The organism is Pseudomonas capeferrum (assembly GCF_000731675.1).
Lineage (GTDB): Bacteria > Pseudomonadota > Gammaproteobacteria > Pseudomonadales > Pseudomonadaceae > Aquipseudomonas > Aquipseudomonas capeferrum.
This window is the reverse complement of record NZ_JMIT01000001.1, coordinates 1,891,639-1,914,443: the sequence shown is the minus strand read 5'-3', so window position 1 is coordinate 1,914,443 and position 22,805 is coordinate 1,891,639. Positions and strand designations below refer to the sequence as shown.

At 62.5% G+C, this 22,805-nt stretch carries 22 protein-coding genes and 2 pseudogenes; 11 read left to right on the top strand and 13 right to left on the bottom strand.

The annotated features are described in order from the left end of the window. Positions 1-21 precede the first annotated feature (21 nt). Positions 22-2,211 (bottom strand): bifunctional mannitol-1-phosphate dehydrogenase/phosphatase, encoded by a 2,190-nt coding sequence (mtlD, locus tag PC358_RS08580; protein ID WP_050506080.1) that lies wholly within the window; start codon positions 2,209-2,211, stop codon positions 22-24. Positions 2,212-2,742: 531 nt separating this feature from the next. Then, entirely contained in the window at positions 2,743-2,925 is a 183-nt protein-coding gene (locus PC358_RS08570; RefSeq protein WP_033698857.1) for a hypothetical protein, read from the bottom strand. Between the two features lie 239 nt (positions 2,926-3,164). Between PC358_RS08570 and PC358_RS08565 the strand changes: the two genes are divergently transcribed. Continuing rightward, positions 3,165-3,986: a shikimate 5-dehydrogenase gene (locus tag PC358_RS08565; RefSeq protein ID WP_033698856.1), complete on the top strand. Its 822-nt coding sequence runs from the start codon at positions 3,165-3,167 to the stop codon at positions 3,984-3,986. A gap of 91 nt (positions 3,987-4,077) precedes the next feature. Here PC358_RS08565 and PC358_RS08560 read toward each other — a convergent pair whose 3' ends face one another. From PC358_RS08560 to PC358_RS08550, 3 genes are all read right to left on the bottom strand, one after another. Beyond that, positions 4,078-4,320 (bottom strand): hypothetical protein, encoded by a 243-nt coding sequence (locus PC358_RS08560; protein ID WP_033698855.1) that lies wholly within the window; start codon positions 4,318-4,320, stop codon positions 4,078-4,080. 95 nt (positions 4,321-4,415) lie between these two features. Beyond that, the gene (gloA, locus tag PC358_RS08555) at positions 4,416-4,943 is read right to left on the bottom strand and encodes a lactoylglutathione lyase (RefSeq protein ID WP_033698853.1); all 528 of its coding nucleotides are present in this window, start codon (positions 4,941-4,943) and stop codon (positions 4,416-4,418) included. Between the two features lie 221 nt (positions 4,944-5,164). Further along, on the bottom strand, positions 5,165-5,524 hold the full coding sequence (locus PC358_RS08550) for a histone-like nucleoid-structuring protein, MvaT/MvaU family (protein ID WP_033698852.1): 360 nt from the start codon (positions 5,522-5,524) through the stop codon (positions 5,165-5,167). Positions 5,525-5,884: 360 nt separating this feature from the next. Here PC358_RS08550 and PC358_RS08545 point away from each other — a divergent pair, with 360 nt between their 5' ends. Both PC358_RS08545 and cobF read left to right on the top strand, forming a co-directional pair. After that, the gene (locus tag PC358_RS08545) at positions 5,885-7,174 is read left to right on the top strand and encodes an OprD family porin (RefSeq protein ID WP_033698850.1); all 1,290 of its coding nucleotides are present in this window, start codon (positions 5,885-5,887) and stop codon (positions 7,172-7,174) included. A 67-nt stretch (positions 7,175-7,241) separates the two neighbouring features. Beyond that, entirely contained in the window at positions 7,242-7,991 is a 750-nt protein-coding gene (gene cobF, locus PC358_RS08540) for a precorrin-6A synthase (deacetylating) (RefSeq protein WP_033698848.1), read from the top strand. A gap of 56 nt (positions 7,992-8,047) precedes the next feature. Here the strand turns inward: cobF and PC358_RS08535 are convergent, their stop codons facing one another. Next, positions 8,048-8,398 (bottom strand): response regulator, encoded by a 351-nt coding sequence (locus tag PC358_RS08535; protein WP_033698847.1) that lies wholly within the window; start codon positions 8,396-8,398, stop codon positions 8,048-8,050. A gap of 247 nt (positions 8,399-8,645) precedes the next feature. Here PC358_RS08535 and PC358_RS08530 point away from each other — a divergent pair, with 247 nt between their 5' ends. Genes PC358_RS08530 through PC358_RS08510 form a run of 5 tightly spaced genes read left to right on the top strand, consistent with a single transcriptional unit; the run spans position 8,646 to position 15,145 of the window. Then, positions 8,646-12,113 carry a response regulator gene (locus PC358_RS08530; protein WP_033698845.1) on the top strand — a complete coding sequence of 1,156 codons (3,468 nt, stop codon included), beginning with the start codon at positions 8,646-8,648 and terminating at the stop codon, positions 12,111-12,113. Beyond that, complete coding sequence (locus PC358_RS08525) at positions 12,110-12,931, top strand: CheR family methyltransferase (RefSeq protein ID WP_033698843.1); 822 nt, start codon at positions 12,110-12,112, stop codon at positions 12,929-12,931. Before PC358_RS08530 ends, PC358_RS08525 begins: the two co-directional genes overlap by 4 nt. Continuing rightward, positions 12,928-13,503 (top strand): chemotaxis protein CheB, encoded by a 576-nt coding sequence (locus PC358_RS08520; protein WP_033698842.1) that lies wholly within the window; start codon positions 12,928-12,930, stop codon positions 13,501-13,503. Before PC358_RS08525 ends, PC358_RS08520 begins: the two co-directional genes overlap by 4 nt. Further along, entirely contained in the window at positions 13,497-14,723 is a 1,227-nt protein-coding gene (locus tag PC358_RS08515; protein WP_033698840.1) for a hybrid sensor histidine kinase/response regulator, read from the top strand. Before PC358_RS08520 ends, PC358_RS08515 begins: the two co-directional genes overlap by 7 nt. A gap of 44 nt (positions 14,724-14,767) precedes the next feature. Continuing rightward, positions 14,768-15,145 carry a response regulator gene (locus PC358_RS08510; RefSeq protein WP_033698838.1) on the top strand — a complete coding sequence of 126 codons (378 nt, stop codon included), beginning with the start codon at positions 14,768-14,770 and terminating at the stop codon, positions 15,143-15,145. Positions 15,146-15,206: 61 nt separating this feature from the next. Here PC358_RS08510 and PC358_RS08505 read toward each other — a convergent pair whose 3' ends face one another. Genes PC358_RS08505 through PC358_RS08495 form a run of 3 tightly spaced genes read right to left on the bottom strand, consistent with a single transcriptional unit; the run spans position 15,207 to position 17,847 of the window. Next, entirely contained in the window at positions 15,207-15,788 is a 582-nt protein-coding gene (locus PC358_RS08505) for a TetR/AcrR family transcriptional regulator (protein WP_033698837.1), read from the bottom strand. A gap of 12 nt (positions 15,789-15,800) precedes the next feature. After that, on the bottom strand, positions 15,801-16,649 hold the full coding sequence (locus PC358_RS08500; protein ID WP_033698836.1) for a 3-hydroxybutyryl-CoA dehydrogenase: 849 nt from the start codon (positions 16,647-16,649) through the stop codon (positions 15,801-15,803). Positions 16,650-16,662: 13 nt separating this feature from the next. Further along, positions 16,663-17,847 carry an acetyl-CoA C-acyltransferase family protein gene (locus PC358_RS08495; RefSeq protein WP_033698835.1) on the bottom strand — a complete coding sequence of 395 codons (1,185 nt, stop codon included), beginning with the start codon at positions 17,845-17,847 and terminating at the stop codon, positions 16,663-16,665. Positions 17,848-18,015: 168 nt separating this feature from the next. Between PC358_RS08495 and PC358_RS08490 the strand changes: the two genes are divergently transcribed. Continuing rightward, positions 18,016-19,026 (top strand): AraC family transcriptional regulator, encoded by a 1,011-nt coding sequence (locus PC358_RS08490; RefSeq protein WP_033698833.1) that lies wholly within the window; start codon positions 18,016-18,018, stop codon positions 19,024-19,026. A 50-nt stretch (positions 19,027-19,076) separates the two neighbouring features. Here the strand turns inward: PC358_RS08490 and PC358_RS08485 are convergent, their stop codons facing one another. Further along, complete coding sequence (locus PC358_RS08485; protein WP_033698831.1) at positions 19,077-19,514, bottom strand: carboxymuconolactone decarboxylase family protein; 438 nt, start codon at positions 19,512-19,514, stop codon at positions 19,077-19,079. Positions 19,515-19,713: 199 nt separating this feature from the next. On the opposite strand from PC358_RS08485, the gene PC358_RS08480 reads away from it, so the two are divergent. Together PC358_RS08480 and PC358_RS08475 are read left to right on the top strand one after the other, a co-directional pair. After that, entirely contained in the window at positions 19,714-20,172 is a 459-nt protein-coding gene (locus PC358_RS08480) for a nucleoside deaminase (RefSeq protein ID WP_033698830.1), read from the top strand. After that, positions 20,169-21,365, top strand: a complete 1,197-nt coding sequence (locus PC358_RS08475) for a cyanate transporter (protein WP_033698829.1) — start codon at positions 20,169-20,171, stop codon at positions 21,363-21,365. The genes PC358_RS08480 and PC358_RS08475 overlap by 4 nt, the downstream gene beginning before the upstream one ends. Here PC358_RS08475 and PC358_RS27020 read toward each other — a convergent pair. The 3 genes and pseudogenes from PC358_RS27020 to PC358_RS08460 all read right to left on the bottom strand — a co-directional run. Continuing rightward, a pseudogene (locus PC358_RS27020) lies at positions 21,358-21,648 on the bottom strand (MocR-like pyridoxine biosynthesis transcription factor PdxR); the annotation flags it as partial. The gene PC358_RS08475 and the pseudogene PC358_RS27020 sit on opposite strands and share 8 nt — an antisense overlap. After that, positions 21,648-21,860 (bottom strand): annotated as a pseudogene (locus PC358_RS08465) (transposase); the annotation flags it as partial. The pseudogenes PC358_RS27020 and PC358_RS08465, both read right to left, overlap by 1 nt. Positions 21,861-22,006: 146 nt before the next feature. Then, on the bottom strand, positions 22,007-22,759 hold the full coding sequence (locus PC358_RS08460) for an SDR family NAD(P)-dependent oxidoreductase (protein ID WP_033698826.1): 753 nt from the start codon (positions 22,757-22,759) through the stop codon (positions 22,007-22,009). Positions 22,760-22,805: the final 46 nt, after the last annotated feature.

Here is a 22,805-nt window from a genome sequence, read left to right as displayed (position 1 = left end):
AGCGTGGCCAACTCGTGGCCATCACCGGTCGCATTCCGTCACTTCGCAGAGGTGGGATGGAGATGATCCGCGCGTCAACGCAGAGGGTAGGGTCCAGTCAGCCCTGTCCCGTTGCTGCAACAGCCGGAAGTTGGCCGAAATGCTTTCGACCAGGTCCGCATCACTGACCGGGTCCAGTCCCAGGTAAGGCTTGCCGTGATAGTCCCCGTCATGGGTCAACACCGCCTCGACACGTTCGTCACTGGCCTTGTACAGCGCCTTCATCAATTGGGCTTCCCGGTCCTTGCTGGCGTTGCCGTGCAGCGCATAGTGAATGGCCAACGCCGCCCCAAACGCCAGCGCAGGCGTCTGAATGCCATGCTTGCGCGCCAGGTCGATGCTGCTGAGGATGCGCTCGTTACGCTGCAATTTACGCATCGGATCGCGCCCGACCCGCACGCAAGGGTCCTTGAACGACGTTTTGCACCGTTCGAGAAAGGCATTGGCAAAGCTGCTGACAACCTCTGACATCTGCGGGTACTCGGCCATCAATGCCGGCGCCACTTCCTGGTGAATGAGACGCTCTGCCAGCGCACTGACACGGGCGTCCCCCATCCCCTGGCCAACCCAGGTATGCCCCAGCAGGCTGGCATACCAGGCGATGATTGCATGCGGCCCATTCCACAAACGGTTCTTGATGATCTGGATCTGAGTAATGTCCGCGACCGTTTTCACCTGGCGCAGCCGCTCCAGCAAATCACTGCCACGCTCCACGTACAGCGGCATGTCGGGCTCGCTGTTGAACAGGATCAGGTGCAACTGGCTCATGGCGCTGCTGGACTGCGCAAAAGGCCTGAAGTGCCCAATCAGCCGTTCGTACTCAGGGGCCGGCGTGGCGGGTTTGCGGGTGACCGTGGGTTCGTCCTCCAGGCTGTTCCTGAAGATCTGCGACTTGATGCGCAACTGCCGAACCAGCGCGTCATTGCTGATCTTGGAAACGATGCGGCTGACTACCGTTTCGGCGAAGTGGGTCTTTTCCAGCACCTGCTTGCACACCTGTGGCGTGCACAGCAATGCCAACTGCGCTTGCACCTGGCGCCGGACGAACGCCGCACCGCCGATCTTGTTCAACACGATCAGGAGCGTCAGCTCGCGCCCCCTGCGTTCGAAGCGTCGCAGCAAGCCCTTGGCAATGACCCTGGCCTGATGATGGATTGCCTGTTCGGGCAGACTCATGCCGACCACTTCGGCGGCGTTGTACATCTCGATCACCGCCTCCTCGTCGTCCATGTCGATCATGCGCACATTGTCGATGGTCTGGTCGAACGCGCTGGCGCCGTAGCGCACACTGTAGCGGCCGAACGCAGCGACTGATTCCCGGAGCATGCGTGAACGGGTCGCGGCAATGATTTCACAGGGACGCGTGTAGCCGTCCCAATGGGACAACACCTGGGTCAGGTAGCCTCCACCGATAGCGCCGAAGCCGTGGATGCCGACACGGAACTGGTTCAGTGAAGCAGGGAACGAATCGTCGAGCGCCGGCATGCCCAGGTCGGGCACGCACTCGCTCAAGTCGGCGAGGAAGGCGTGCATGCCAGGGTAGGCTTTAAGCGCGCCGGCCTTGACCTCGGGCGCGGGCGGCTTGATGTCTTCGATCAGGATTGCCTGGCCCTCGGCGCGGATCGCCGAGAGCAAGCCGTTTTCCGAGTCCTCGACCATGAAGCACTGGCCGGGTTGGCAATTGAGCGCGCGGGCGGCGCGCAGGAAGATTTCCGGGTGGGGTTTGCCTTGGCTGACTTCGTCGCCGCAGACGGTGATGTCGAAGTACTTGAGCACGTTGGCATTGATCAGGTACTCCTCGGCGATGGCACGGCGGCTGGAAGTGGCGACCGCCAGGGTCAGGCCGGACTTGCGCAGGCGCTCCAGCACCTCGAGCAGGCCGGCCTTGATCGGCACGCCATGGTTGCGCACGTGCTCCAGCTCAAGCTCGTCGGCGCGCTGGCGGATCTGCGCATAAGGGAAGTCATCGCCGTTGTGGGCCTTGGCGAGGGCCTCGGCCCTTTTCGCGCTCAGGCCCAGCGAGCCGATCAGCGTCTGCTCACTCAAGGCTTTGCCGAAGATTTCCAGCGAGGCCTGTTTTAGCGTCCTGAAACGCAGGCGCTCGGTGTCGAACATCGTGCCATCCATGTCGAAGATGGCGCTGTGAATTTTCTTGCCCTGAAACATGATCATTGGGTGTTGCCCCTTTTCTTGCGTGAAACATCCCACCTTCAGTCACTGAATGGCGAGTGCGGTATGACGGCGCATGGGCGGTCAGGTAGGGGGCAGGCGATCAACAGGGGAGCGCTCGGGGTCGACCCAGAGGTAGGGCGGGACGGCGCGGGGTGTGCAGAGGAGGGCGGTAAGCTTTGCGGCCAGGCGGGCGCCTGGTTTGCCGTTGACGTCACGCCCACTGGCTGCAGCTTGGCTTGCAGGCAATGGGCGCACGTAGCGATGGATACGTGTGATTCCAAGCATAAGGTGCTTATCTTCCTTTTTGGTGGCTGACGTTCCTTTTTTACCCTTGCACGTATGCGCTGGCACATGCAAGGCGTCGGCAACAATCGTTCGGTTACCGCACACGGTGATGGCAGCTAGCCGCCATCACCCTATCTCCCGACAAGCACATAGCAGCCCCACTTCCCCAACATTCCGTGAAGAAAAAAAGGCCCGCCAAAAGGCGGGCCGCAAAAGGGAGAGGGAGCAACGCACAACACGTTCAGGTCAAGCGACCAGGGTACCTGGCTGCAACTGCTCAGCCAGGGCTTGGGCCGAGGCGCGGGTCAGCAGGGGGCCGCTCACGGGCTCGCCGTTGCGCACCAGGTACCAGCACGCCAGCTGGCCCTGCTGACGCAGTGAAGGGGGGACGGCGCTGCCAACAACGGACATGATCTGGATAGTGGCCATGGGGACCTCCTGTGGAACATGGCCCTACCTTACGCAGCAGCCTCGGTGGTTTGAAATCAACTTGCTCGATAGTGGTCATTAGTTTTATCAACGATCACTAGCGTGGCGGGCCGTCCTACACCAGCTGGCGCTCCCAGGACGGTGCGATCACGCCCGCCATAAACCGTTGTGTAAGGGACGACAAGCGGCTGCGTCTGATACGCTGAAAAAACGATTCAGTTCTGAAAAAGGAGCAGGTTATGTCGACGACTCCCAGCAGAGACACGCAGCTGTGCATCTCCCTGGCCGGCCGGCCCGGTACCTTCGGCGTGCGTTTCCATAACCACCTGTATCAGCAGTTGGGCCTGGACTTCTACTACAAGGCCATGAGCACCGACGACCTGCCGGCGGCGGTGGCGGGCATTCGTGCTCTAGGGATTCGCGGGTGTGGGGTGTCGATGCCCTACAAGGAGGCCTGCATGGCCCTGGTCGATGAGGTTGACCCCTCCGCCGCTGCCATCGAGTCGGTCAACACGCTGGTCAATACCGGCGGCCATCTGAAGGCGTACAACACCGATTACCTGGCGGTGCGTCAATTGCTGGAGCAGCATCAGGTCGACCCGGCCACCGCCTTTGCCCTGCGCGGCAGTGGCGGCATGGCTAAGGCGGTGGCCAGCGCCCTGCGTGATGCGGGCTTCAACGAGGGCATGATCGTGGCGCGCAACGAGCAGGCTGGGCGGCAACTGGCGGATGTCTGTGGTTATCGGTGGGTTGCCGAACTCGGTGACCTGTGCCCGCCGATGCTGGTGAACGTGACACCCATTGGCATGGCCGGTGGCCCGGAGGCCGACGTGCTGGCGTTTTCCGAGAACGCCATTGCAGCGGCAGAGCGGGTATTCGATGTGGTGGCGATGCCGGCGCAGACGCCCTTGATCAAGCGGGCGCAGGCGTTGGGCAAGCCGGTGATCACAGGCCTGGAGGTGATTGCATTGCAGGCACTGGAGCAGTTCGTGCTGTATACCGGCGTGCGGCCGACACGTGAGCAGGTTGAAGCTGCTGTGGTATATGCCAGGGATATCTAGCTAGGTCGTCTTGACCGGGTTCTTCTTCACCAGCCTCTTCTTTACCGGCCTCTTCGCGGGTAGCCGCGAAGGGGCCAGCACCGGTTAGCAATCAGAACGCCTTGTGGCCTTTGTCCAACTGCTGATCCACCAAGGCACGCCCATGCGCCAGTGACACATGCTGGGCGTTCTCAAGGTCCGAGAAGAACTTCATCGGCATGGGGATGCGCTTGCTGGTATGCCCTTCAGGGTCGGTGATCAGGCACCCGGCGGCGTAGGGTAGGGGGGAGTCAGGGTGGGGCATCACGCTGGCGGTGATGGTGTACTTGCGGTGTTCACAGTGAAGAGATTGCATCGTCCTTACCTCGCTGTGCTTATGAAACCGTTACTTTCATATACCACAGCAAGGGGCCGAGAGTTCCCGGCCCGACGAGCGAATAGCGTTGAGGCTCAGCCCTTGAGTTCAGTCGGCTGAATCACTTCGACCCAGTAGCCATCCGGGTCCTTGACGAAGGCCAGGTGGTTCATGCGCCCATCTGCCAGGCGTTTCTGGAAGGGGACTTCGAGTGCTTCGAAGCGCGCGCAGGCTTCGCGCACGTCTGGCACCGAAATGCAGATGTGGCCGAAACCGCGTGGGTCGGTGTTGCCGTTGTGGTAGGCAAAGTCGGCGTCGTGCTCGGTGCCGTGGTTGTGGGTCAGCTCCAGAACACCTGGGATCGACTTCATCCACTGGTGGCGCGCGGCGTCATCGGCAGGGATCTGCGCCGGGTCGACCAGGGCCAGGAAGTACAGGCTGAAGGCGGCTTCGGGGAAGTCGCGCTTGTCCACCAGGCGGAAGCCCAGGACGCGTGTGTAGAAGTCCAGCGACTTCTCGATGTCCTTGACCCGCAGCATGGTGTGGTTGAAGACGAATTTGGCGGTGGCGGTATCGGGCTGCGCGGTGACGCCAGGCAGGGTTTGCAGATCGTGCAGGCTCATGGGAACTCCTGAGACGGGGCCGGGCGCGAGGCACCGGCAAAACAGACAGGCTGGCCATGATACGGCAGTGAAGCGATTGCGCAAATGAAAGCGCCCTGCACGAGGCAGGGCGCTGGAAGAGAGGCCCGCATGTGCGGGCGCGTGGGGTCGCTAGTCCTTTAGCTGTCTCGATAGTGAGCCAGCCCTTGTGAAAAAAGTGTGAAGTACATGTGGACGTTTCATCAGCGTACCCAACTTTCTACCGTGGCGGCGCCGTACTCTTCCTTCCAGGCCTTCAGCCCACGATGGTTACCCCCTTTGGTTTCAATCAGCTCGCCGGTGTGGGGGTTCTCGTACACCTTGACCACGCGCGGGCGGCGCTGTTGTTTGGGGGCAGTACTGGTGGCCCGGGTTGCCGCCTTGGGGTCGAGGATGGCGATGATATCGCGCAGACCCTTGTCATAGCTTTTCATCAGGCCGACTAGTTTCTGCTCGAATTCGATTTCGCGTTTGAGGCCGGCATCCTTTTTCAGCGCTTCCAGTTGAGCCATTTGTTCCTGAAGCGCTTTTTCGGCAGCACGAAACTCTGCAAGTCTGGACACTGTAATCACTCCTGTACGTCTTTCGTGGCAGGGCGTGACGAACATTGAAGTAGTACAAAACGCCGGCCACGGGGTGGGTTCCGCTGTTCGCTGACATCGAGTGTAGTCATTCATTGCTACTGGGTAAACTGCAAACTTTTAATAAGTAAGCACGGAACTTTACAGGTTTTCCGGGCGCTATTTCGTGAGGAGTTCGAGGGCCATCGCGAACGGTTCTAGACCAAGGTCCAATGGCCTGAGCCAGAGCCTTTGCGCGATCATTTCAGATGATGCCCGGCGACTGTTCGGGCGTGTCGCAGTACCGCAGCAGGTGTTTGCTGCAGGTTGTTTTTTTGCCTTTCTTTCTGGATGTTTCCACGCATGTTTGCCCCCCTCCCTCACGCCCCTGGGCGCCGTGTTGCCGGCTTGTTCCTTTTGTGTGCCGGCGTCAATGCCCAGGCCGCCGGTTTTCTTGAAGACAGCAGCGCCAAGGTCGAAGCGCGGAATGTCTACTTCAACCGCGACTTCCGTGATGGCCACAGCAGTTCCAGCCAGGGCGCCTCCAAGCGCGAAGAGTGGGCGCAAGGTTTTATCCTCAATGTGCAGTCCGGCTTTACCCAGGGGCCGGTAGGCGTTGGCGTTGATGCAATCGGCCTGTTCGGGGTAAAGCTCGATTCCAGCCCGGCGGACAGTAACAGCGGCCTGCTGCCGTCTTCTGGCCACGACCCGCGGCATTCGGCGGATCAATACGCGAAGATGGGCTTGGCGGCCAAGGTCAAAGTGTCCAACACGGTCTTCAAGTACGGCTCGATGATGCCGGACATGCCGCTGATCAAATACAACGATGGCCGGCTGCTGCCCACCCTGTTCCACGGCGCGCTGTTGACCTCCGAAGAAATACACGATCTGAAGTTCACCCTGGCGCGTCTGAACAAGTACACCGCACGGGACTCCACTGACCGCCAGGACATTCGCGTGCACTGCAAGAACAAGCGCTATGCCTGCGATATTGAAGCCGACCACTTCGACCTGGCGGGCCTCGACTACCGTTTCAGTGACCGTGTCAGCGCCCAGTACCAGGTGGCCAAGCTGGAGAACATCTATCGCCAGCACTTTCTCGGCCTGGTGGCGAGCCAGCCGCTGGCGGTGGGCAGCCTGTCGGCCGACCTGCGCCTGATCAAGAGCGACGACATCGGCAATGCCCGCGCAGGCGCCATCGACCACCGTGCCTTCAGCGGTATGCTCGGCTACAGCCTGGGGGGCCACAAGGTCAGCGCCGGCTGGCAGCGCATGTACGGTGACAGCGCCATGCCGTACCTGGATGGCAGCAACCCTTATCTGGTCAACTACGCCCAGGTCAACGACTTCGCCGCCGCCCAGGAACGTTCCTGGCAACTGCGTTATGACTATGACTTCAAAGCGCTGGGTGTCCCCGGCCTGACCTTCTTCACCCGTTACATCAATGGCGACCATATCAAGGTCCCGGGCAGCACGGGCGAAGGCAAGGAATGGGAACGCGACACCGAGTTCAAGTACCAGGTGCAAAGTGGCACATTCAAGGATGTCAGCGTACGTCTGCGCAACTCCACTTACCGCAGCAACTATGAGAAGTGGGCACGTGACATGGACGAGACTCGCGTCATCGTCAGTTACAACTTCTCCATCTTCTAACCGGTGGCTTTGCCAAAGACCCATGGCTGGCCGAGAATGGCCACGGGTAGTGGCAAAGGGCAGGGCAATGAAAGACCTGTTGTTGATTGGCATCGGCCCGGGTGATCCGCGTCAGATCACCTATGAAGCGGTCGAGGCGCTACGTCGCGCCAGCGTTTTCTTCGTGCTCGACAAGGGCGCGCAGAAGGACGAGCTGGTGCGCTTGCGCAAGGCGATTCTCGAACGCTATCGACCCGAGGGTGGCTACCGGCTGGTGCAGCTGGCCGACCCTTCGCGCGACGGCCAGGCGGCGGATTACGTGGGCGCGGTGCAGGACTGGCACCGCCAGCGCGCCGCGCTGTATGCCCGCATGATCGAAGACGAGGTGGCTGTCGGCGAAACCGGTGCCTTTCTGTTGTGGGGCGAACCTGGCCTGTACGACAGCACCCTGCGCATTCTCGACCTTGTCCGCGAAGGCGGGTTGGCAGTGCGCCTGCAGGTGGTCCCCGGCATCAGTAGCGTCCAGGCCCTGGCCGCTCGGCATCAGGTGCCGCTCAACCGTATCGGTGAACCGCTGACCGTGCTGCCGGGGCGTCGCCTGGCCGAGCAGGCGCGCATCGACAATGTGGTGGTGATGCTCGACGGGCAGGGCGCGTTTGCTGCGCTCGATGACCCTGACCTGATAATTTACTGGGGGGCCTACCTGGGGACCGCGGACGAGGTGTTGATTGCCGGGCCGTTGCAGGCGGTGAAGGCGAGGATTTTGCAGGTGCGGGCGCAGGAGAGATTGCGCAAGGGGTGGATCATGGACACCTACCTGTTGCGCCGAACGCTGTAATCGATTGCTGGGGAGCGGGCCTCTTCGCGGGTGGCCGCGAAGAGTGCGCGCAGGGTTCAGGGCGGGGTCAGTATCTGCATGACCTTGTCGCGCAACTGGTCAATGCCGAACGGCTTGCTGATCATGTGCATGCCCTCCGGCACGTTGACATTCTCGGCATAGCCACTGGCAAACAGTACCGGCAGTAACGGGCGCAGTGCGCGTGCACGGTGCGCCAGCTCTTCGCCGCGCATGTCCGGCAGGCCCACGTCTGTCATCATCAGCGCCAAGGCCTGCGAAGCATCTTCGAGCACCCGCAAGGCGGTGGTGGCGTCTTGCGCTTCGATGACTTCGTAGCCCAAGTCGGCGAGCACTTCGACCATCAGCATGCGTACGATGTCGTCGTCTTCGACTACCAGAAGGTGCATGGTTGGGTTCCTGTGCAAATGAATGTCTTTAATCTGTACGCTGCACGCCGGCAGAAGTTCCCGAGGATACCGATCCTTGCAATCAGATGGAACGATTGGCAAACCCAGCCTTCAAATACTGGCTAAATGCCCTGCCAGGCTCGGCAAAGCTGGTTAGACTCGCTGTTATCAGTGAGCACAGTGGCAGGCAATAATAACGGTCTTTCGCCGCACTTCTTAATGGACTTTTTCGCTCGGGCGTCATCACATGATTCAAGCAGCCTCGATAGACCAGCAAAGCTTCCGCAAGCTGTTGAGCCGCAACATCGGCCTGCCCCTTGGGGTAGGGCTTTTCGGGGCCGTGGCGTTTGTCGCGGTGATCAACTACCTGCTCTCGGCCATGCAATGGGTCGAGCATACCGATCGGGTGATCGGCAATGCCAACGAGACGGTCAAGCTGTCGATCGACATGGAAACCGGCATGCGCGGCTTCCTGATCACCGGGGACGAACGCTTTCTCGACCCCTACGAGGTGGCCAAGCCGAAAATTCTCGGCAGCCTTCAGAGCCTGCGCGCAATGGTCGAGGACAACCCGCAGCAGGTTGACCGTATCGACCGGCTGATGGCATTGCAGCAGGCCTGGAACGACTTCGGCAACCAGATGATTACCCTGCGCCGTAACCAGGGCGACTACCAGGCATCGATCGGCAACGGGCGGGGCAAGCGCATCACCGACGAGATCCGCAAGGAATTCGACGGCCTGATCAGCACCGAGCAGCAACTGCGCATGGCCCGTAACGAGAAAGTCAGCTCGGTCACCGTGACCGCGATCTCGGTTTTCGTGCTGCTCATCGTCGGCCTCAGTGCCTTGCTGGCCTACCTCGGGCGCCGCGACCTGCTGGCGCTGTCGAGCAGCTACGCGGAAAACCTCGAGGCCCAGCGGCGCGCCGCTGAGCGTCTGGAACACCAGGCCTGGCTGCGCAACGGCCAGACCCAACTGGCCCAGCAGGTACTGGGGCAACTGACCCTGCCGATGCTCGGCGACAACATCCTGCGCTTCTTCGCGGCGGCGCTGGGCAGCGTGGTCGGCGCGGTGTATGTGCGCGATGAGCATGGCAGCCTGGTGCGCGTGGCCAGCTATGGCCTGAGCGCCGAAGAGCAGGCCCGCGAGCAGATCAAGGGCGACCACGATGGCTTGCTGGCCCAAGCTGTGCGTGAAGGTCGGCTGTTGCGCCTGGAGGACCTGCCCGACGACTATTACCGCTTGAGTTCCGGCCTTGGCAATGGCCTGCCGCGCAGCGCACTGCTGATGCCCGCCACCGATGATGGGCAGATCAACGGCGTGATCGAACTGGGGTTCCTGCGCCCGTTGCAGGCGCGCGATGAAGAGCTGATGGAGCGGGTTGGCGGCAACCTTGGCATGTCCATCGAAAGTGCGCGTTATCGCCAGCGTCTGCAGGAAGTGCTGGCCGAGACCCAGCAGTTGAACGAAGAGCTGCAAGTGCAGCAAGAAGAGCTGAAAACCGCCAACGAAGAGCTCGAAGAACAGTCCCGCGTGCTCAAGGAGTCCCAGGCTCACCTGGAGACCCAGCAGGCCGAACTGGAGCAGACCAACGAGCAGTTGTCCGAACGCACCGATGCCCTGGACCGCAAGAACGACGAGCTCAGCCAGGCCCAGCAAGAGCTGCAGGCCCGTGCTGATGACCTGCAGCGTTCAAGCAAGTACAAGTCCGAATTCCTTGCCAACATGTCCCACGAGCTGCGCACGCCCCTCAACAGCTCGCTGATCCTGGCCAAGCTGCTGGCGGAAAACGGCGAGGGCAACCTCACCGGGGAGCAGATCAAGTTCGCCGAATCCATCTATTCGGCTGGCAACGACCTGCTCAACCTGATCAACGATATCCTCGACATCGCCAAGGTCGAGGCCGGCAAGCTTGAAGTGCGGCCAGAAACCACCCAGCTGGCGCGCCTGGTCGAAGGCCTGCGCGGCATGTTCCTGCCACTGGCCGAGCACAAGGGGCTGGCCTTCGAGGTCAAGCTCGAACCCCAGGTGCCGGTGACACTGTTCACCGATCGGCAACGGCTGGAGCAGATCCTCAAGAACCTGTTGTCCAACGCCATCAAGTTCACCGACCAGGGCCAGGTCGACATGACCATCAGCTACCAGGCCGGCACCGGCATCGTGTTCGCCGTCCGCGACTCTGGCATCGGCATCGCCGCCGACCAGCAGCAGGCGATCTTCGGCGCTTTCCACCAGGTCGACGGCAGCAGCAACCGCCGCTATGGCGGCACTGGGCTGGGCCTGTCGATTTCCCGCGACCTGGCGCATTTGCTGGGTGGGCAGATCAGCGTCGACAGCAGCCCGGGCCAAGGCAGCGTGTTCAGCCTGATCGTACCGGAGCGCTACGAGGTTGAAAGCGAGGAGGTCGAGGCGCTCAGCCTGCGGCCTGCGGTCGACACACTGCCGCCGGCGCCCAAGGTTTCCACCGCCACGGCACCGAAACTGCCGGCGCTTACCTTCGCCGATGACCGCGACCGGGCGCCGTTCGACAACCGCTGCATCCTGGTGATCGAAGACGAGCCGAACTTCGCCCGGATCCTCTTCGACCTGGCCCACGAACTGGGCTACAGCTGCCTGGTGGCCCAGGGCGCCGACGAAGGCTTCGAGCTGGCCGCGCGCTACATTCCCGATGCCGTGCTGCTGGACATGCGCCTGCCCGACCACTCCGGCCTTACCGTGCTACAGCGCCTCAAGGAGCTGGCCGGCACCCGGCACATTCCGGTGCACATCATTTCGGTCGAAGACCGCGTCGAGGCGGCCATGCACATGGGCGCGGTGGGTTACGCGGTCAAGCCGACCAGCCGCGAAGAGCTCAAGGAAGTGTTCGCCCGCCTGGAAGCCAAACTGACCCAGAAGCTCAAGCACATCCTGCTGGTGGAAGATGACGACCTGCAGCGTGAAAGCATCGCCCGCCTGATCGGCGACGACGATGTCGAGATCACCGCCGTGGCCATGGCACAGGACGCCCTGGCGCTGCTGCGAGAGAACATCTACGACTGCATGATCATCGACCTCAAACTGCCCGACATGCTTGGCAACGAGCTGCTCAAGCGCATGACCGCAGAGGACATCCGTTCATTCCCACCCGTGATCGTCTACACCGGGCGCAACCTCACCCGTGAAGAAGAGGCCGACCTGCTCAAGTATTCGCGCTCGATCATCATCAAGGGCGCTCGCTCGCCTGAGCGCCTGCTCGACGAAGTGACGTTGTTCCTGCACAAAGTCGAATCGCAGCTGTCCCATGAGCGCCAGCGCATGCTCAAGACCGCTCGCAGCCGCGACAAGGTGTTCGAGGGCCGCAAAGTGCTGCTGGTGGACGACGATGTGCGTAATATCTTCGCCCTCACCAGTGCCCTGGAGCACAAGGGCGCCATCGTCGAGATCGGCCGAAACGGGCGCGAGGCCATCGAGCGCCTGGAGCAGCACGACGACATCGACCTGGTGTTGATGGATGTGATGATGCCGGAGATGGACGGCTTCGAGGCGACCCGGCTGATCCGCCAGCAAGCGCGCTGGCGCAAGCTGCCGATCATCGCCGTGACCGCCAAGGCGATGAAGGATGACCAGCAGCGTTGCCTGCAGGCTGGCGCCAATGATTACCTGGCCAAACCGATCGACCTGGACCGCTTGTTCTCGTTGATCCGGGTGTGGCTGCCGCAACTGGAGCGAATTTGACTAGCGAGCGCAACACCGACATCGAGATCCGGCTGCTGATCGAGGCGATCTACCTCAAGTACAGCTACGATTTTCGCAACTATTCCGGCGCTTCGATCAAACGCCGGATCCTTCATGCCCTGCGCCAGTTCGACTGCCTGACAGTCTCGGCGCTGCAGGAGCGGGTGCTGCACGACCCGGGCATGTTCATGCAGTTGCTGCAGTTCCTGACGATCCCGGTCAGCGAGATGTTCCGTGACCCAAGCCACTTCCTGGCGCTGCGCAATGAAGTGGTGCCGCTGCTGCGCACATGGCCGTCGATCAAGATCTGGGTCGCCGGCTGCAGCACTGGTGAAGAGGTGTACTCGATGGCCATCCTGCTGCGAGAGGAAGGCCTGCTCGAGCGCACCATCCTCTATGCCACCGACATCAACCCGCATTCGCTGGACAAGGCCAAGCAAGGTATCTACTCGATGCAGAGCATGCGCGAGTATGAAGAAAACTACCGCCTGGCCGGTGGCCGTCGCGACTTCGCCGAGTACTACACCGCGGCCTATGGCAACGCCATCATGGACAGCAGCCTGCGCGACAACGTGACCTTCGCCGACCACAGCCTGGCCACCGACAGCGTGTTCTCCGAAACCCAGCTGGTGTCGTGCCGCAACGTGCTGATCTACTTCAACAAGGAGCTGCAGGATCGGGCCTTGGGGCTGTTCCATGAGTCGCTCTGCCATCGGGGGTTCCTGGTGCTGGGCAGCAAGGAGTCGGTAGATTTTTCGGCCTACAGCGAGCGCTTCGAGCCGCTGGTCAAGCCCGAACGGATCTACCGCAAATCATGAACGGCGTACGTGCAGTGGTGATTGGCGCCTCGGCGGGCGGGGTGGCGGCACTGTTCGAGGTGCTCGGCGCGCTGCCACCGGCGTTCAGCCTCCCGGTGCTGTGCGTGCTGCACCTGCCGGACGACCGCCACAGCCAACTGGCCGAAGTGCTGCAGCGGCGCTTGCACCGGCCGGTGCGCGAGGCGTGCGACAAGGAACGGATCAGTGCCGGGCAGGTCTACGTGGCGGGGCCGAGCTATCACTTGTCGGTGGAGCACGACCTGACGCTGTCGCTGAGCCAGGAGGCACCTGTGCATTTCTCCCGCCCGGCGATCGATTTTCTGTTCATTTCGGCGGCCGATGCCTATGGCGACGGCCTGCTTGGCGTGCTGCTCACCGGTGCCAACGAAGACGGCGCCAAGGGCCTTGCCTACATCAAGAACAATGGGGGCCGCACAATTGTCCAGGACCCTCGCGACGCACAGGTCGCCCTGATGCCAGAGGCCGCCCTGGCCCTGCATCAGCCCGACCATATCCTTACTCTGAGCGGTATCGGGCAACTGCTCGCGACCTTGGAAACCCGCGCATGCTAAGCCACACCATCGCCAAACTGCTGATCGTCGACGATCTGCCGGAAAACCTGCTGGCGCTCGATGCCCTGATCCAGGGCGAAGACCGCGAGGTGCACCAGGCCCAGTCTGCCGAAGCTGCGTTGTCGCTGCTGCTGGAGCACGAATTCGCGCTGGCCATTCTCGATGTGCAGATGCCGGGCATGAACGGCTTCGAGCTGGCCGAGTTGATGCGCGGCACCGACAAGACCAAGAACATCCCGATCGTGTTCGTCAGTGCGGCGGGGCGCGAGATGAACTACGCCTTCAAGGGCTATGAGAGCGGGGCGGTGGACTTTCTGCACAAGCCGCTCGACACCCTGGCGGTAAAAAGCAAGGTCTCGGTGTTCGTCGACCTGTTTCGCCAGCGCAAGGTGCTAGGTCGGCAGCTCGAAGCCCTGGAGCGCAGCCGCCAGGAGCAGGAGGTATTGCTGAGCCAACTGCAACTGGCGCGGGGCGAGCTGGAGCATGCCGTGCGCATGCGCGACGACTTCATGTCGATCGTTTCGCACGAGGTGCGCACCCCGCTCAATGGCCTGATCCTGGAAACCCAGCTGCGCAAGATGCACCTGGCACGGGGCAACCTGGAGGCTTTCAGCGCTGACAAGCTACAGGCCATGGTCGAGCGTGACGAACGGCAGATCAACAGCCTGATCCGCTTGATCGAGGACATGCTCGACGTCTCGCGTATCCGTACCGGCAAGTTGTCGTTGCGCCCCAAGGTGTTTGACATCAGCCAGTTGGTGCGTGGCCTGGTGGAAAACTTCACGGCCCAGGCCACGGCGCTGGAAACGCACATTGTGCTGCAGTGCTGCGAAACGTTGCTGGGCGAGTGGGACGAGTTTCGGATTGAACAAGTGGTGGCCAACCTGTTGTCCAATGCCATGCGTTACGGCGAACGCAAGCCGGTGGAGGTTCGCGTGTTCGAGCAGGATGGCATGGCCTGGGTACAGGTGCAGGATCAGGGCATCGGTATCAGCGCCGCCAACCAGCAGCGGATCTTCCAGCAGTTCGAGCGGGTCGCTGCACAGCAGGCCAGCGGTGGGCTGGGGTTGGGGCTGTTCATCTCCGAGCAGATCGTCCAGGCCCACGGTGGGCGGATTCTGGTTGACAGCGAGGAAGGCCAGGGCGCCACATTCACCCTGCAATTGCCGCTGGCAACGTTCCAACAACAAAACGACCAGGCGCGGGCAACCTCTGCGTAAGCCTGGGGTCAGATGGCCAACTGTAAGAATTTCAAGGCGTTATCATGAGTGAAGATGCACAAGATGTGGTGCTGGTGGTCGAGGATGAACCGGCCATTCGCATGATTTTGCGTGATTACCTGGCAGGCGAGGGTTATCACGTACTGGTGGCCGAAGACGGTGAACAGGCCTTCAAGATCCTGGCGAGCAAGCCGCACCTGGACTTGATGGTCACTGATTTTCGATTGCCAGGGGGCATCTCGGGGGTAGAGATCGCCGAGCCCGCGGTAAAACTGCGACCGGAGCTCAAGGTGATTTTCATCAGTGGCTACCCGGCGGAGATTCTCGAATCTGGCAGCCCGATCACGCGCAAGGCGCCGATCCTGGCCAAGCCGTTCGACCTGGATACCCTGCACGAACAGATTCAATTGCTGTTGCGCTGAGGCAGCTGGCCTTCGCGGCGGTGCGGCGATCCGCTGTGCCCCGCGAAGAGGCCCTGGCAGGCTATCGCAGCGTCCGCTCGATCCCACCGATCAGCAAGTTCTCCATCAGCTCCAAGCCTTGCTCTTGAGGCAATGCCTTGAGCAACCCCGGCAGTTGGTTGAGCAACGTCGCCAGCACATGCGCAGTAGCCTCCAGCGCTTGCCCTGGCAGTTTCGCCTGCGGTGCAATCAAACGCAGCAACCCTGCCTCATAGCGCTTGCGTAACGACGCCAGCTGCACCTGTTGCGCATCGCTCAAACAACATAAATCCCGCTCTGCCAGGCGAAACTGCAAGGGCCGCTCGGCATGCAACTGCCAATGCGCCGCGATCAGGCACGACAACGCCGATGCCCCCCGGGCCATGGCGCGGCGGCCTTGGTCCAGGGTGGCCTGCAGCTCCTCGTACAACTCTTCGATCAAGTCGTACAGCAGGTCCTGCTTGCTCGGGAAATGGTGATACAGCGAACCGGCGGTCAACCCCACGTGGGCTGCCAGTTCACGCATGCTGACCTGGCCAAAACCCTTTTCGGCAAACAGCGCCATGGCCTGGTCACGTCGCTCTTCAAAGCTGGCACAGCGCATCGCAGCGTTGACCGGAGGCATGGCAATCGCTCCTCAGTAGGTGAAGAAACCGCGGCCGCTTTTGCGCCCCAGCCAACCGGCCGCGACCATTTCCTTGAGCAACGGGGCAGGGCGGTACTTGCTGTCATTGAAACCCTCATGGAAGGCCTCCATGATCGCCAGCAGGGTATCCAGGCCAATCAGGTCGGCCAGTGCCAAGGGGCCGATCGGCTGGTTGCAGCCTAGGCGCATGCCGGTGTCGATGTCCTCGGCACTGGCCAGGCCCTCTTGGCGCACGAAGATCGCTTCGTTGATCATCGGCACCAGGATGCGGTTGACCACGAAGCCTGGGCGGTTGCCGGCGGTAATCGGGGTCTTGCCGACCTTTTCGGTCACCAGCAAGGCCTGGGCATAGGTGCTGTCACTGGTCTGCAGGCCACGGATGATCTCGACCAGGGCCATCATTGGCACCGGGTTGAAGAAGTGCACGCCGATGAAACGCTCCGGGTGCTCGATGCTCGCGGCCAGTTGCGTCACCGACAGCGACGAGGTGTTGGTGGCAATCAGGCAGTCGGCGGCAACGTTGCCGGCCACTTGCTGCAGAATGCGCTGCTTGAGCTGCAGGTTTTCGGTGGCCGCCTCGATCACCAACTGCGCGCCACTGAGCTGGGCATAGTCGGTGCTGGTGCGGATGCGGGTTTTCGCTGCCTCGGCCTTGTCGGCGTCGAGCGTGCCTTTGCTGACCTGGCGCTCCAGGTTTTTGCTCAAGGTCGCCACGCCACGCTCCAGCGCGGCATCGGACACGTCCACCAGCAGCACCTGGTAGCCCGCCACCGCGCACACTTGAGCGATACCGTTGCCCATGGTGCCTGCGCCGATCACGGCAATTTGTTCAATGTTCATGGGGCAGTTTCCCTCAGACGCGCTCGAAGACCACGGCGATGCCTTGGCCGCCGCCGATGCACATGGTCGCCAGGGCGTAGCGGCCCTGAATGCGGTGCAGCTCATGGATGGCCTTGGTGGCGATGATCGCTCCGGTGGCGCCGACCGGGTGGCCAAGGGAGATACCCGAACCGTTCGGGTTGACCTTTTCCGGGTCGAAGTCCAGCGCACGGGCTACGGCGCAGGCCTGGGCGGCGAAGGCCTCGTTGGACTCGATCACGTCCAGGTCCTGCACACGCAGGCCGGTTTTTTCCAGCACCTTGCGGGTCGCCGGGATCGGGCCCAGGCCCATGAGCTCGGGCTCGACGCCGGCATGGGCGTAAGCCACCAGGCGTGCCAGCGGCTTCAGGCCCAGACGGCGCACGGCGTCACCGCTGGCCAGCACCAGGCCGGCAGCGCCGTCGTTGATGCCACTGGCATTGCCGGCGGTGACGGTGCCGTCTTTCTTGAACACGGTCTTCATGGCGGCCAGTTGTTCTGCGGTGACATCGCCACGCACGTGCTCATCGACGCTGAACTGCACGCTGCCTTTGCGGGTTTTCAGTTCCAGCGGGACGATCTGGCTGGTGAAGCGGCCTTCGGCGATGGCGCGTGCGGCGCGGCGTTGGCTGGTCAGGGCCAGCTCGTCCTGCATTTCACGGGTGATGCCGTGCTTGGCCGAAACGTTCTCGGCGGTGATGCCCATGTGGAAGTGTTCGAAGGGGTCCTGCAGCACGCCGACGGTGTAGTCGATGCCTTGCAAGTCGCCCATGCGCGCGCCCCAGCGAGCCTGTGGCAGCAAGTACGGGCCGCGGCTCATGGACTCGGCGCCCGCCGCCAGGGCCACGTCGGTGTCGCCCAGCAGCAGGCACTGCGCTGCCGAAACAATGGCTTGCAAGCCCGAGCCGCACAGGCGGTTGACGTTGAAAGCCGGGGTTTCCTTGGGGATGCCGGCGTTCATCGCCGCCACCCGGGCCAGGTAGGCATCACGCGGCTCGGTGGGGATCACGCTGCCCATCACCATGTGGCCGATCTGCCCGGCATCCACGCCGGCACGCTCGATGGCGGCGCGGGTCACGGCGGTGGCGAGGTCTGCCAGCGGCAGGTCCTTGAGAGAGCCGCCAAAGCCACCAATGGCTGAACGGACGGCACTGACGACGTAGATTTCTGCGCTGCTCATAAGGGCTCCGATTGCGAAGGCATGGCGGGACCGGGCCTGGCTCTGCGAGAATGGCCGGCGATCCCTTTGTCCACCCGAGTCTAGGCAAAGGCTCTGCCAGAGCCTATGCCGGATCTGTTCATTCAACCTGGCAGTTTTTGCCACTCAGCATAGACAGCGAAACCCGCCATGCGCGATAGCGATACGGTCGCCGTGTACTTCCTCAAGGCCATGCTGCACGCCCTGCGCGACCGCCCGGACGTGCGCGATGCACACCTGCGTGCGGTCGGCATCGATCCACAGCTGCTCGACCAGCCCCAGGCCCGCGTGCCGGCCAAGGCATTCGCCCAGCTGTGGCTGGCGCTGATTCAACGGTTGGACGATGAGTTCTTCCGCCTCGACAGCCACGGCATGCCGCTGGGCAGCTTTGCCTTGATCTGCCGCGGCCTGATTCTAGAGCCGAACCTGGAAAAAGCCCTGCGTCAGTGCATGGGCGGTTTTGGCTTGTTCCTGCGTGACCTGCGTGGCAGCCTCACGGTGCGCGCGGGCAGGGCAGTGATCAGCGTGCAGTCGAGCATCGCCGACCCGCTGACCCGGGTATACGCCGAGGAAACCTACCTGGTGCTGATGATCGGCCTGCTGTGCTGGCTGGCGGGGCGGCGCATTGGCATCGACCGCACCGAACTGGCGGTGTCGCGCCCTGCCCAGGACGACGACCTGCTGCTGTGGGGGCCTGACCTGCGCCTGGGCAGTGGGCGTACCGAAGTGGAGTTCGACAGCGCTTACTTGCGCCTGCCCGTGGTGCAGAACCTGCAAGCTTTGAAGGGCTTCTTGCGTAGCGCGCCCCAAGGCCTGGTGATTCGCTTTCGCAACCAGAATGGCCTGGTGGCCGAGGTCTATCGCCACCTGCGTGCGCGGCGCTATGGGCAGTGGCCGACCTTGGCGGCGTTGGCGCAGCTGCAGGGTATCAGCGCCAGCACCTTCCGCCGGCAGTTGGAGCGGGAAGGGCGTTCGTACCAGCAAATCAAGGACGAAGTGCGCCGGGCAATGGCGTTTGAACACCTGCGCGAAGGGGTACTGAGCATCGCCGAAGTGGCTGAGCTGGCGGGGTTTCAGGAACCCAGCGCGTTTCACCGGGCGTTCAAGAAATGGACGGGGCAGAGCCCGGGCAGCTATCGCGCCAGGTTGGTTGCGCGGTAGGTGTGCCAGTACCGGCCGCAAACGGGCCGGTATAGGCAATCAGCAATCGTTTACGCCGGAACCATGGCAAACCCGACGCCGAAGCGGTTCCAGGCATTGATGGTGGCGATGGCCAGTGTCAGGTTGACCACTTCCTGCGGCTCGAAATGGGCTTGTAGCGCCTCGTACTCAGGCTGTGGCGCACCGCGCTCCGGCAAGCGGGTCAGGTTTTCTACCCAGGCCAGCGCGGCACGTTCGCGCGGGGTGAAGTAGGCGGTTTCCTGCCACACGCTCAGCGTCTGCAGGCGTGCTTCGGTTTCGCCGGCCTGGCGTGCGTCATTGGCATGCATGTTGATGCAGTAGGCGCAGCCGTTGATCTGCGAAGCGCGCAGGCGCACCAGTTCGAGCAACGAGCTTTCCAGGCCGCTCTTGGCCAGCGCCTGTTCCAGGCCAACCATGGCTTTGTAGGCTTCCGGTGCGTGCTTGGCCCATTCGATACGCGTGTTCATGGTGTTCTCCAGAAGGTGTGGGGTGGACATGGCGCTACCTTAGCGCTGCCCGTCGATCGGCCCGATAGCCAATCGCAGCGTTTGCCGGGAGGCCAATCGGTGCATTCAGGTGGCCACTGACGTGCATCCAATCTCTTCATTTCTGTCAACGCCAGCAAGCCGGGATAATGGCCAGGTCTTGCAACAGGAGCACCGATTCATGTCCGAAGCACGCTACATGCGCGAAGCGCTCGATCTGGCCCGTGCCAACATCAAGGCCGGTGGTCGGCCTTTTGGCGCCGTGCTGGTGTATCAGGGGCGCGTGGTGGCACGCGCGGTCAACGAGATCCACAGCAGCCAGGACCCGACCGCCCATGCCGAACTGCTGGCCATTCGCAAGGCCGCGCATGCCCTGGGCCAGGCGCGCCTGGACGGCGCCGAAATCTATGCCAGCGGCCACCCGTGCCCGATGTGCCTGGCGGCCATGCACCTGTGCGGCATCGAACGGGCTTGGTTCGCCTATGGCAACGATGAGGGCGAGCCCTATGGGTTATCCACGGCCGCTGTCTACGCGCAGATGGCACGCCCACCGCAGCAGCAGAGCCTGCCATTGCGGGCGCTGAAACCGAGTGGCGAAGCCGACCTGTACCTTGAGTGGCAGCAGGCCAACGCGCAATGAGAGCGGCCTTGAACCTGTTGCTGGTGATGCTGCTGGCACTGAACCTGCGGCCGATCCTTACCAGCATCGGGCCGCTGCTCGAACCCATGCGCGCCAGCACGGGCCTGGGTTACCAGCAGGCGGCGCTACTGACCGCGCTGCCGGTGCTGTGCATGGGCCTGGTGCCGTTGTTGCAACCCTGGCTGCGGCGCTGGATCAGCGAGCATGGCGGCATGCTCGCGGGCCTTGCGGCGATCGCGCTGGCCTGCCTGTGGCGGCTGCAACTGGGCAGCGCGTGGGCGCTCATTGCCAGCGCAGTGGTCGCCGGCCTCGGCGTCGCGGTAGTCCAAGGCATGATGCCGGGGCTGGTCAACCGCTGGTTCCCGGGTCGCCTGGCGGGCGCCATGGGCATGTATTCCGCGGCGCTGATGAGTGGTGGTGGCCTGGCGGCGGTGCTTGGGCCGCATATAAGCGGGTACTTTGGCCACTGGCAGGCCGGGCTGGGCCTGTGGGCCATCCCGGCATTGCTGGCGATGCTGGCCTGGACGCTGCTGCGGCCGCGCCAGGATGCGCCCAGGCTGGCGGGCGCCGCGGGCGGGCACTGGTTCGGTACGCGGCGTGCCTGGTTGCTGGCGTTGTATTTCGGCCTGATCAATGGCGGCTACACCAGCATGGTCGCCTGGCTGCCGGCCTATCACCTGGAGCATGGCGGTACTGCCCAAGGCGGCGGCGACCTGGTGGGGCTGATGACGATCTTTCAGGTTGCCGGCGCGCTGGGCCTGCCGTTGTTGCTGCGTCGCTGGGTAGATCGTCGGCCTGGGTTGTGGCTGGCGCTATCGATCCAGCTGGCAGGTTTCCTTGGCCTGTTGCTGGCGCCAACGCTGTCGATGGGCCTGTGGGTCGCGATGATCGGTTTCGGCCTGGGGGCCTGTTTCAGCCAGAGCCTGACGCTGACCCTGGAGCACCTGAAAACGCCCGCCGAGGCTGGCAGCCTAGCGGCCTTTGTCCAGGGTATCGGCTTTATCATCACCGGTATCGTGCCGTACATCACCGGTTGGCTGCGCGATGTCAGTGGCGACTTTCAGGCGTCATGGACGCTGTTGACGGTGACGGTGCTGGCAATGCTGCTGGTGACAGTGTGTTTCGCGCCACGCGGCTATGCCGCCGCCATCGCACGGCCGGCGGGCAAGGGCCAGGCGGCGCCGGTCAACTGAGGCGTTGCAGGGTATCGCGGACGCGGTCGAGCGCGGTGTCGATGTCGAGCAGCTCGATGGCGCCAAAGCCTAGCACCAGCCCGGGACGCACCGGCACCTCGCTGAAAAACGGTGCCAGCGAATAGAGGCCGACCTCCACCTTGCGTGCGAGGTTGGCCAGCAGTTCGACATCCACCCCAGGCTTTGCCAGCGCACTCAGGTGGAAACCGGCGCTGGCCGGTATGGCGCTGAACCAAGGCGCCAGGTCGCCCTCCAGGCGCGCGAGGATGCGTTCGCGGCGGCCTTTTTTAAGATGTCTCGCTCTTCCGTCACGCGCTTGAGTTCAGCGCGCAGCTTGCGCAGTTCGGCCTGCTGATCGTCGTCTTGCTGACGCTGCTCTTGGGGCTTGCTGTAGACCTTGATCCAGGCATAAAGGCTGTGCACGGACATGCCCAGGCGCTGGGCGACATCGGCGACGGGTTTGCCTTTCTCGGTCACTTGCTTGACCGCTTCGATCTTAACGCTGACGACTCATGGCACCTCCTATTTGGGCCTCATTATGAGGCTTGGAGGTGTCTAGGAAACCAGGGGCGATTCAGTTCGTAGATATAGAGTTTCATCATTCAAATCTTATTCAGATTACTACCGTTGGGCCTGGGTGCTCAGAACTGAACCGAGCGTGTCAGCCCGCCATCCACGAGCAAGTTCGTGCCGGTGGTAAAGCTTGCAGCAGGGCTGGCCAGGAATACGACTGCTTTGGCTACTTCCTCGGGTGTAGCCATGCGGCCCAACGGGTTTTCAGCTAGGCATTTCGCGAAGGTCTCGGGCTGGTCGCGCTTTATGTCACCCCATACGCCCTCCGGAAAATACACGTTTCCTGGGGAGACAGAGTTCACCCGAATACCTTCGCGCGCATGGCGTGCAGAAAGCGTTTTACTGTAGTGCAGCAATGCTGCTTTCAGTACACCGTATGGCTCCGCGAACATATCGACTTCGCGGCCCGATACGCTGGAAATTAGGACAACCGATGCGGCTTGCGATTGACGCAGGGCGGGCAAGGCGGCTTTGACCATCGTCGCACTTCCCAGTAAATCGGTGTCGAAGGCTCGTCGCCATGTCTGCAAGTCATCTCCGCCAGCCAAAGCACTGACGTTCGGCACGACGATATCGATTCCTCCAAGACGCTGCGCTGCATCCGTGACCCAGGCCTGCACCTGTTCGGGCTGGGTGACATCAACGGCGGTACCGATGGCGTCATGACCGAGTGCTTGTTGCGTCGTTTGGACGCCTGCGGTACCCCGAGCACAGAAGGCCACCTTGGCGCCCTCATCGAGAAACAATTTGGCAATTGCCCGCCCGATACCCCTGGAAGCGCCGCTCACCAGTACGCGTTTACCTTGCAAGCCCAAATCCATGATTAAACTCCTCTGTGAATCAGTGTCAAGACGGGGCCCAAGCGGG

Excerpts from the sequence above, each read along its gene's own strand:
- cobF (WP_033698848.1), top strand. The coding sequence starts at position 7,242 with ATGAAAGACCTGTTGTTGATTGGCATCGGCCCGGGTGATCCGCGTCAG.
- PC358_RS08520 (WP_033698842.1), top strand. The coding sequence starts at position 12,928 with ATGAACGGCGTACGTGCAGTGGTGATTGGCGCCTCGGCGGGCGGGGTG.
- PC358_RS08480 (WP_033698830.1), top strand. The coding sequence starts at position 19,714 with ATGTCCGAAGCACGCTACATGCGCGAAGCGCTCGATCTGGCCCGTGCC.
- PC358_RS08535 (WP_033698847.1), bottom strand. The coding sequence starts at position 8,398 with ATGCACCTTCTGGTAGTCGAAGACGACGACATCGTACGCATGCTGATG.
- gloA (WP_033698853.1), bottom strand. The coding sequence starts at position 4,943 with ATGAGCCTGCACGATCTGCAAACCCTGCCTGGCGTCACCGCGCAGCCC.
- mtlD (WP_050506080.1), bottom strand. The coding sequence starts at position 2,211 with ATGATCATGTTTCAGGGCAAGAAAATTCACAGCGCCATCTTCGACATG.
- PC358_RS08545 (WP_033698850.1), top strand. The coding sequence starts at position 5,885 with ATGTTTGCCCCCCTCCCTCACGCCCCTGGGCGCCGTGTTGCCGGCTTG.
- PC358_RS08485 (WP_033698831.1), bottom strand. The coding sequence starts at position 19,514 with ATGAACACGCGTATCGAATGGGCCAAGCACGCACCGGAAGCCTACAAA.
- PC358_RS08505 (WP_033698837.1), bottom strand. The coding sequence starts at position 15,788 with ATGCCTCCGGTCAACGCTGCGATGCGCTGTGCCAGCTTTGAAGAGCGA.
- PC358_RS08495 (WP_033698835.1), bottom strand. The coding sequence starts at position 17,847 with ATGAGCAGCGCAGAAATCTACGTCGTCAGTGCCGTCCGTTCAGCCATT.
- PC358_RS08475 (WP_033698829.1), top strand. The coding sequence starts at position 20,169 with ATGAGAGCGGCCTTGAACCTGTTGCTGGTGATGCTGCTGGCACTGAAC.
- PC358_RS08490 (WP_033698833.1), top strand. The coding sequence starts at position 18,016 with ATGCGCGATAGCGATACGGTCGCCGTGTACTTCCTCAAGGCCATGCTG.
- PC358_RS08515 (WP_033698840.1), top strand. The coding sequence starts at position 13,497 with ATGCTAAGCCACACCATCGCCAAACTGCTGATCGTCGACGATCTGCCG.
- PC358_RS08510 (WP_033698838.1), top strand. The coding sequence starts at position 14,768 with ATGAGTGAAGATGCACAAGATGTGGTGCTGGTGGTCGAGGATGAACCG.
- PC358_RS08500 (WP_033698836.1), bottom strand. The coding sequence starts at position 16,649 with ATGAACATTGAACAAATTGCCGTGATCGGCGCAGGCACCATGGGCAAC.
- PC358_RS08570 (WP_033698857.1), bottom strand. The coding sequence starts at position 2,925 with ATGGCCACTATCCAGATCATGTCCGTTGTTGGCAGCGCCGTCCCCCCT.
- PC358_RS08565 (WP_033698856.1), top strand. The coding sequence starts at position 3,165 with ATGTCGACGACTCCCAGCAGAGACACGCAGCTGTGCATCTCCCTGGCC.
- PC358_RS08530 (WP_033698845.1), top strand. The coding sequence starts at position 8,646 with ATGATTCAAGCAGCCTCGATAGACCAGCAAAGCTTCCGCAAGCTGTTG.
- PC358_RS08560 (WP_033698855.1), bottom strand. The coding sequence starts at position 4,320 with ATGCAATCTCTTCACTGTGAACACCGCAAGTACACCATCACCGCCAGC.
- PC358_RS08460 (WP_033698826.1), bottom strand. The coding sequence starts at position 22,759 with ATGGATTTGGGCTTGCAAGGTAAACGCGTACTGGTGAGCGGCGCTTCC.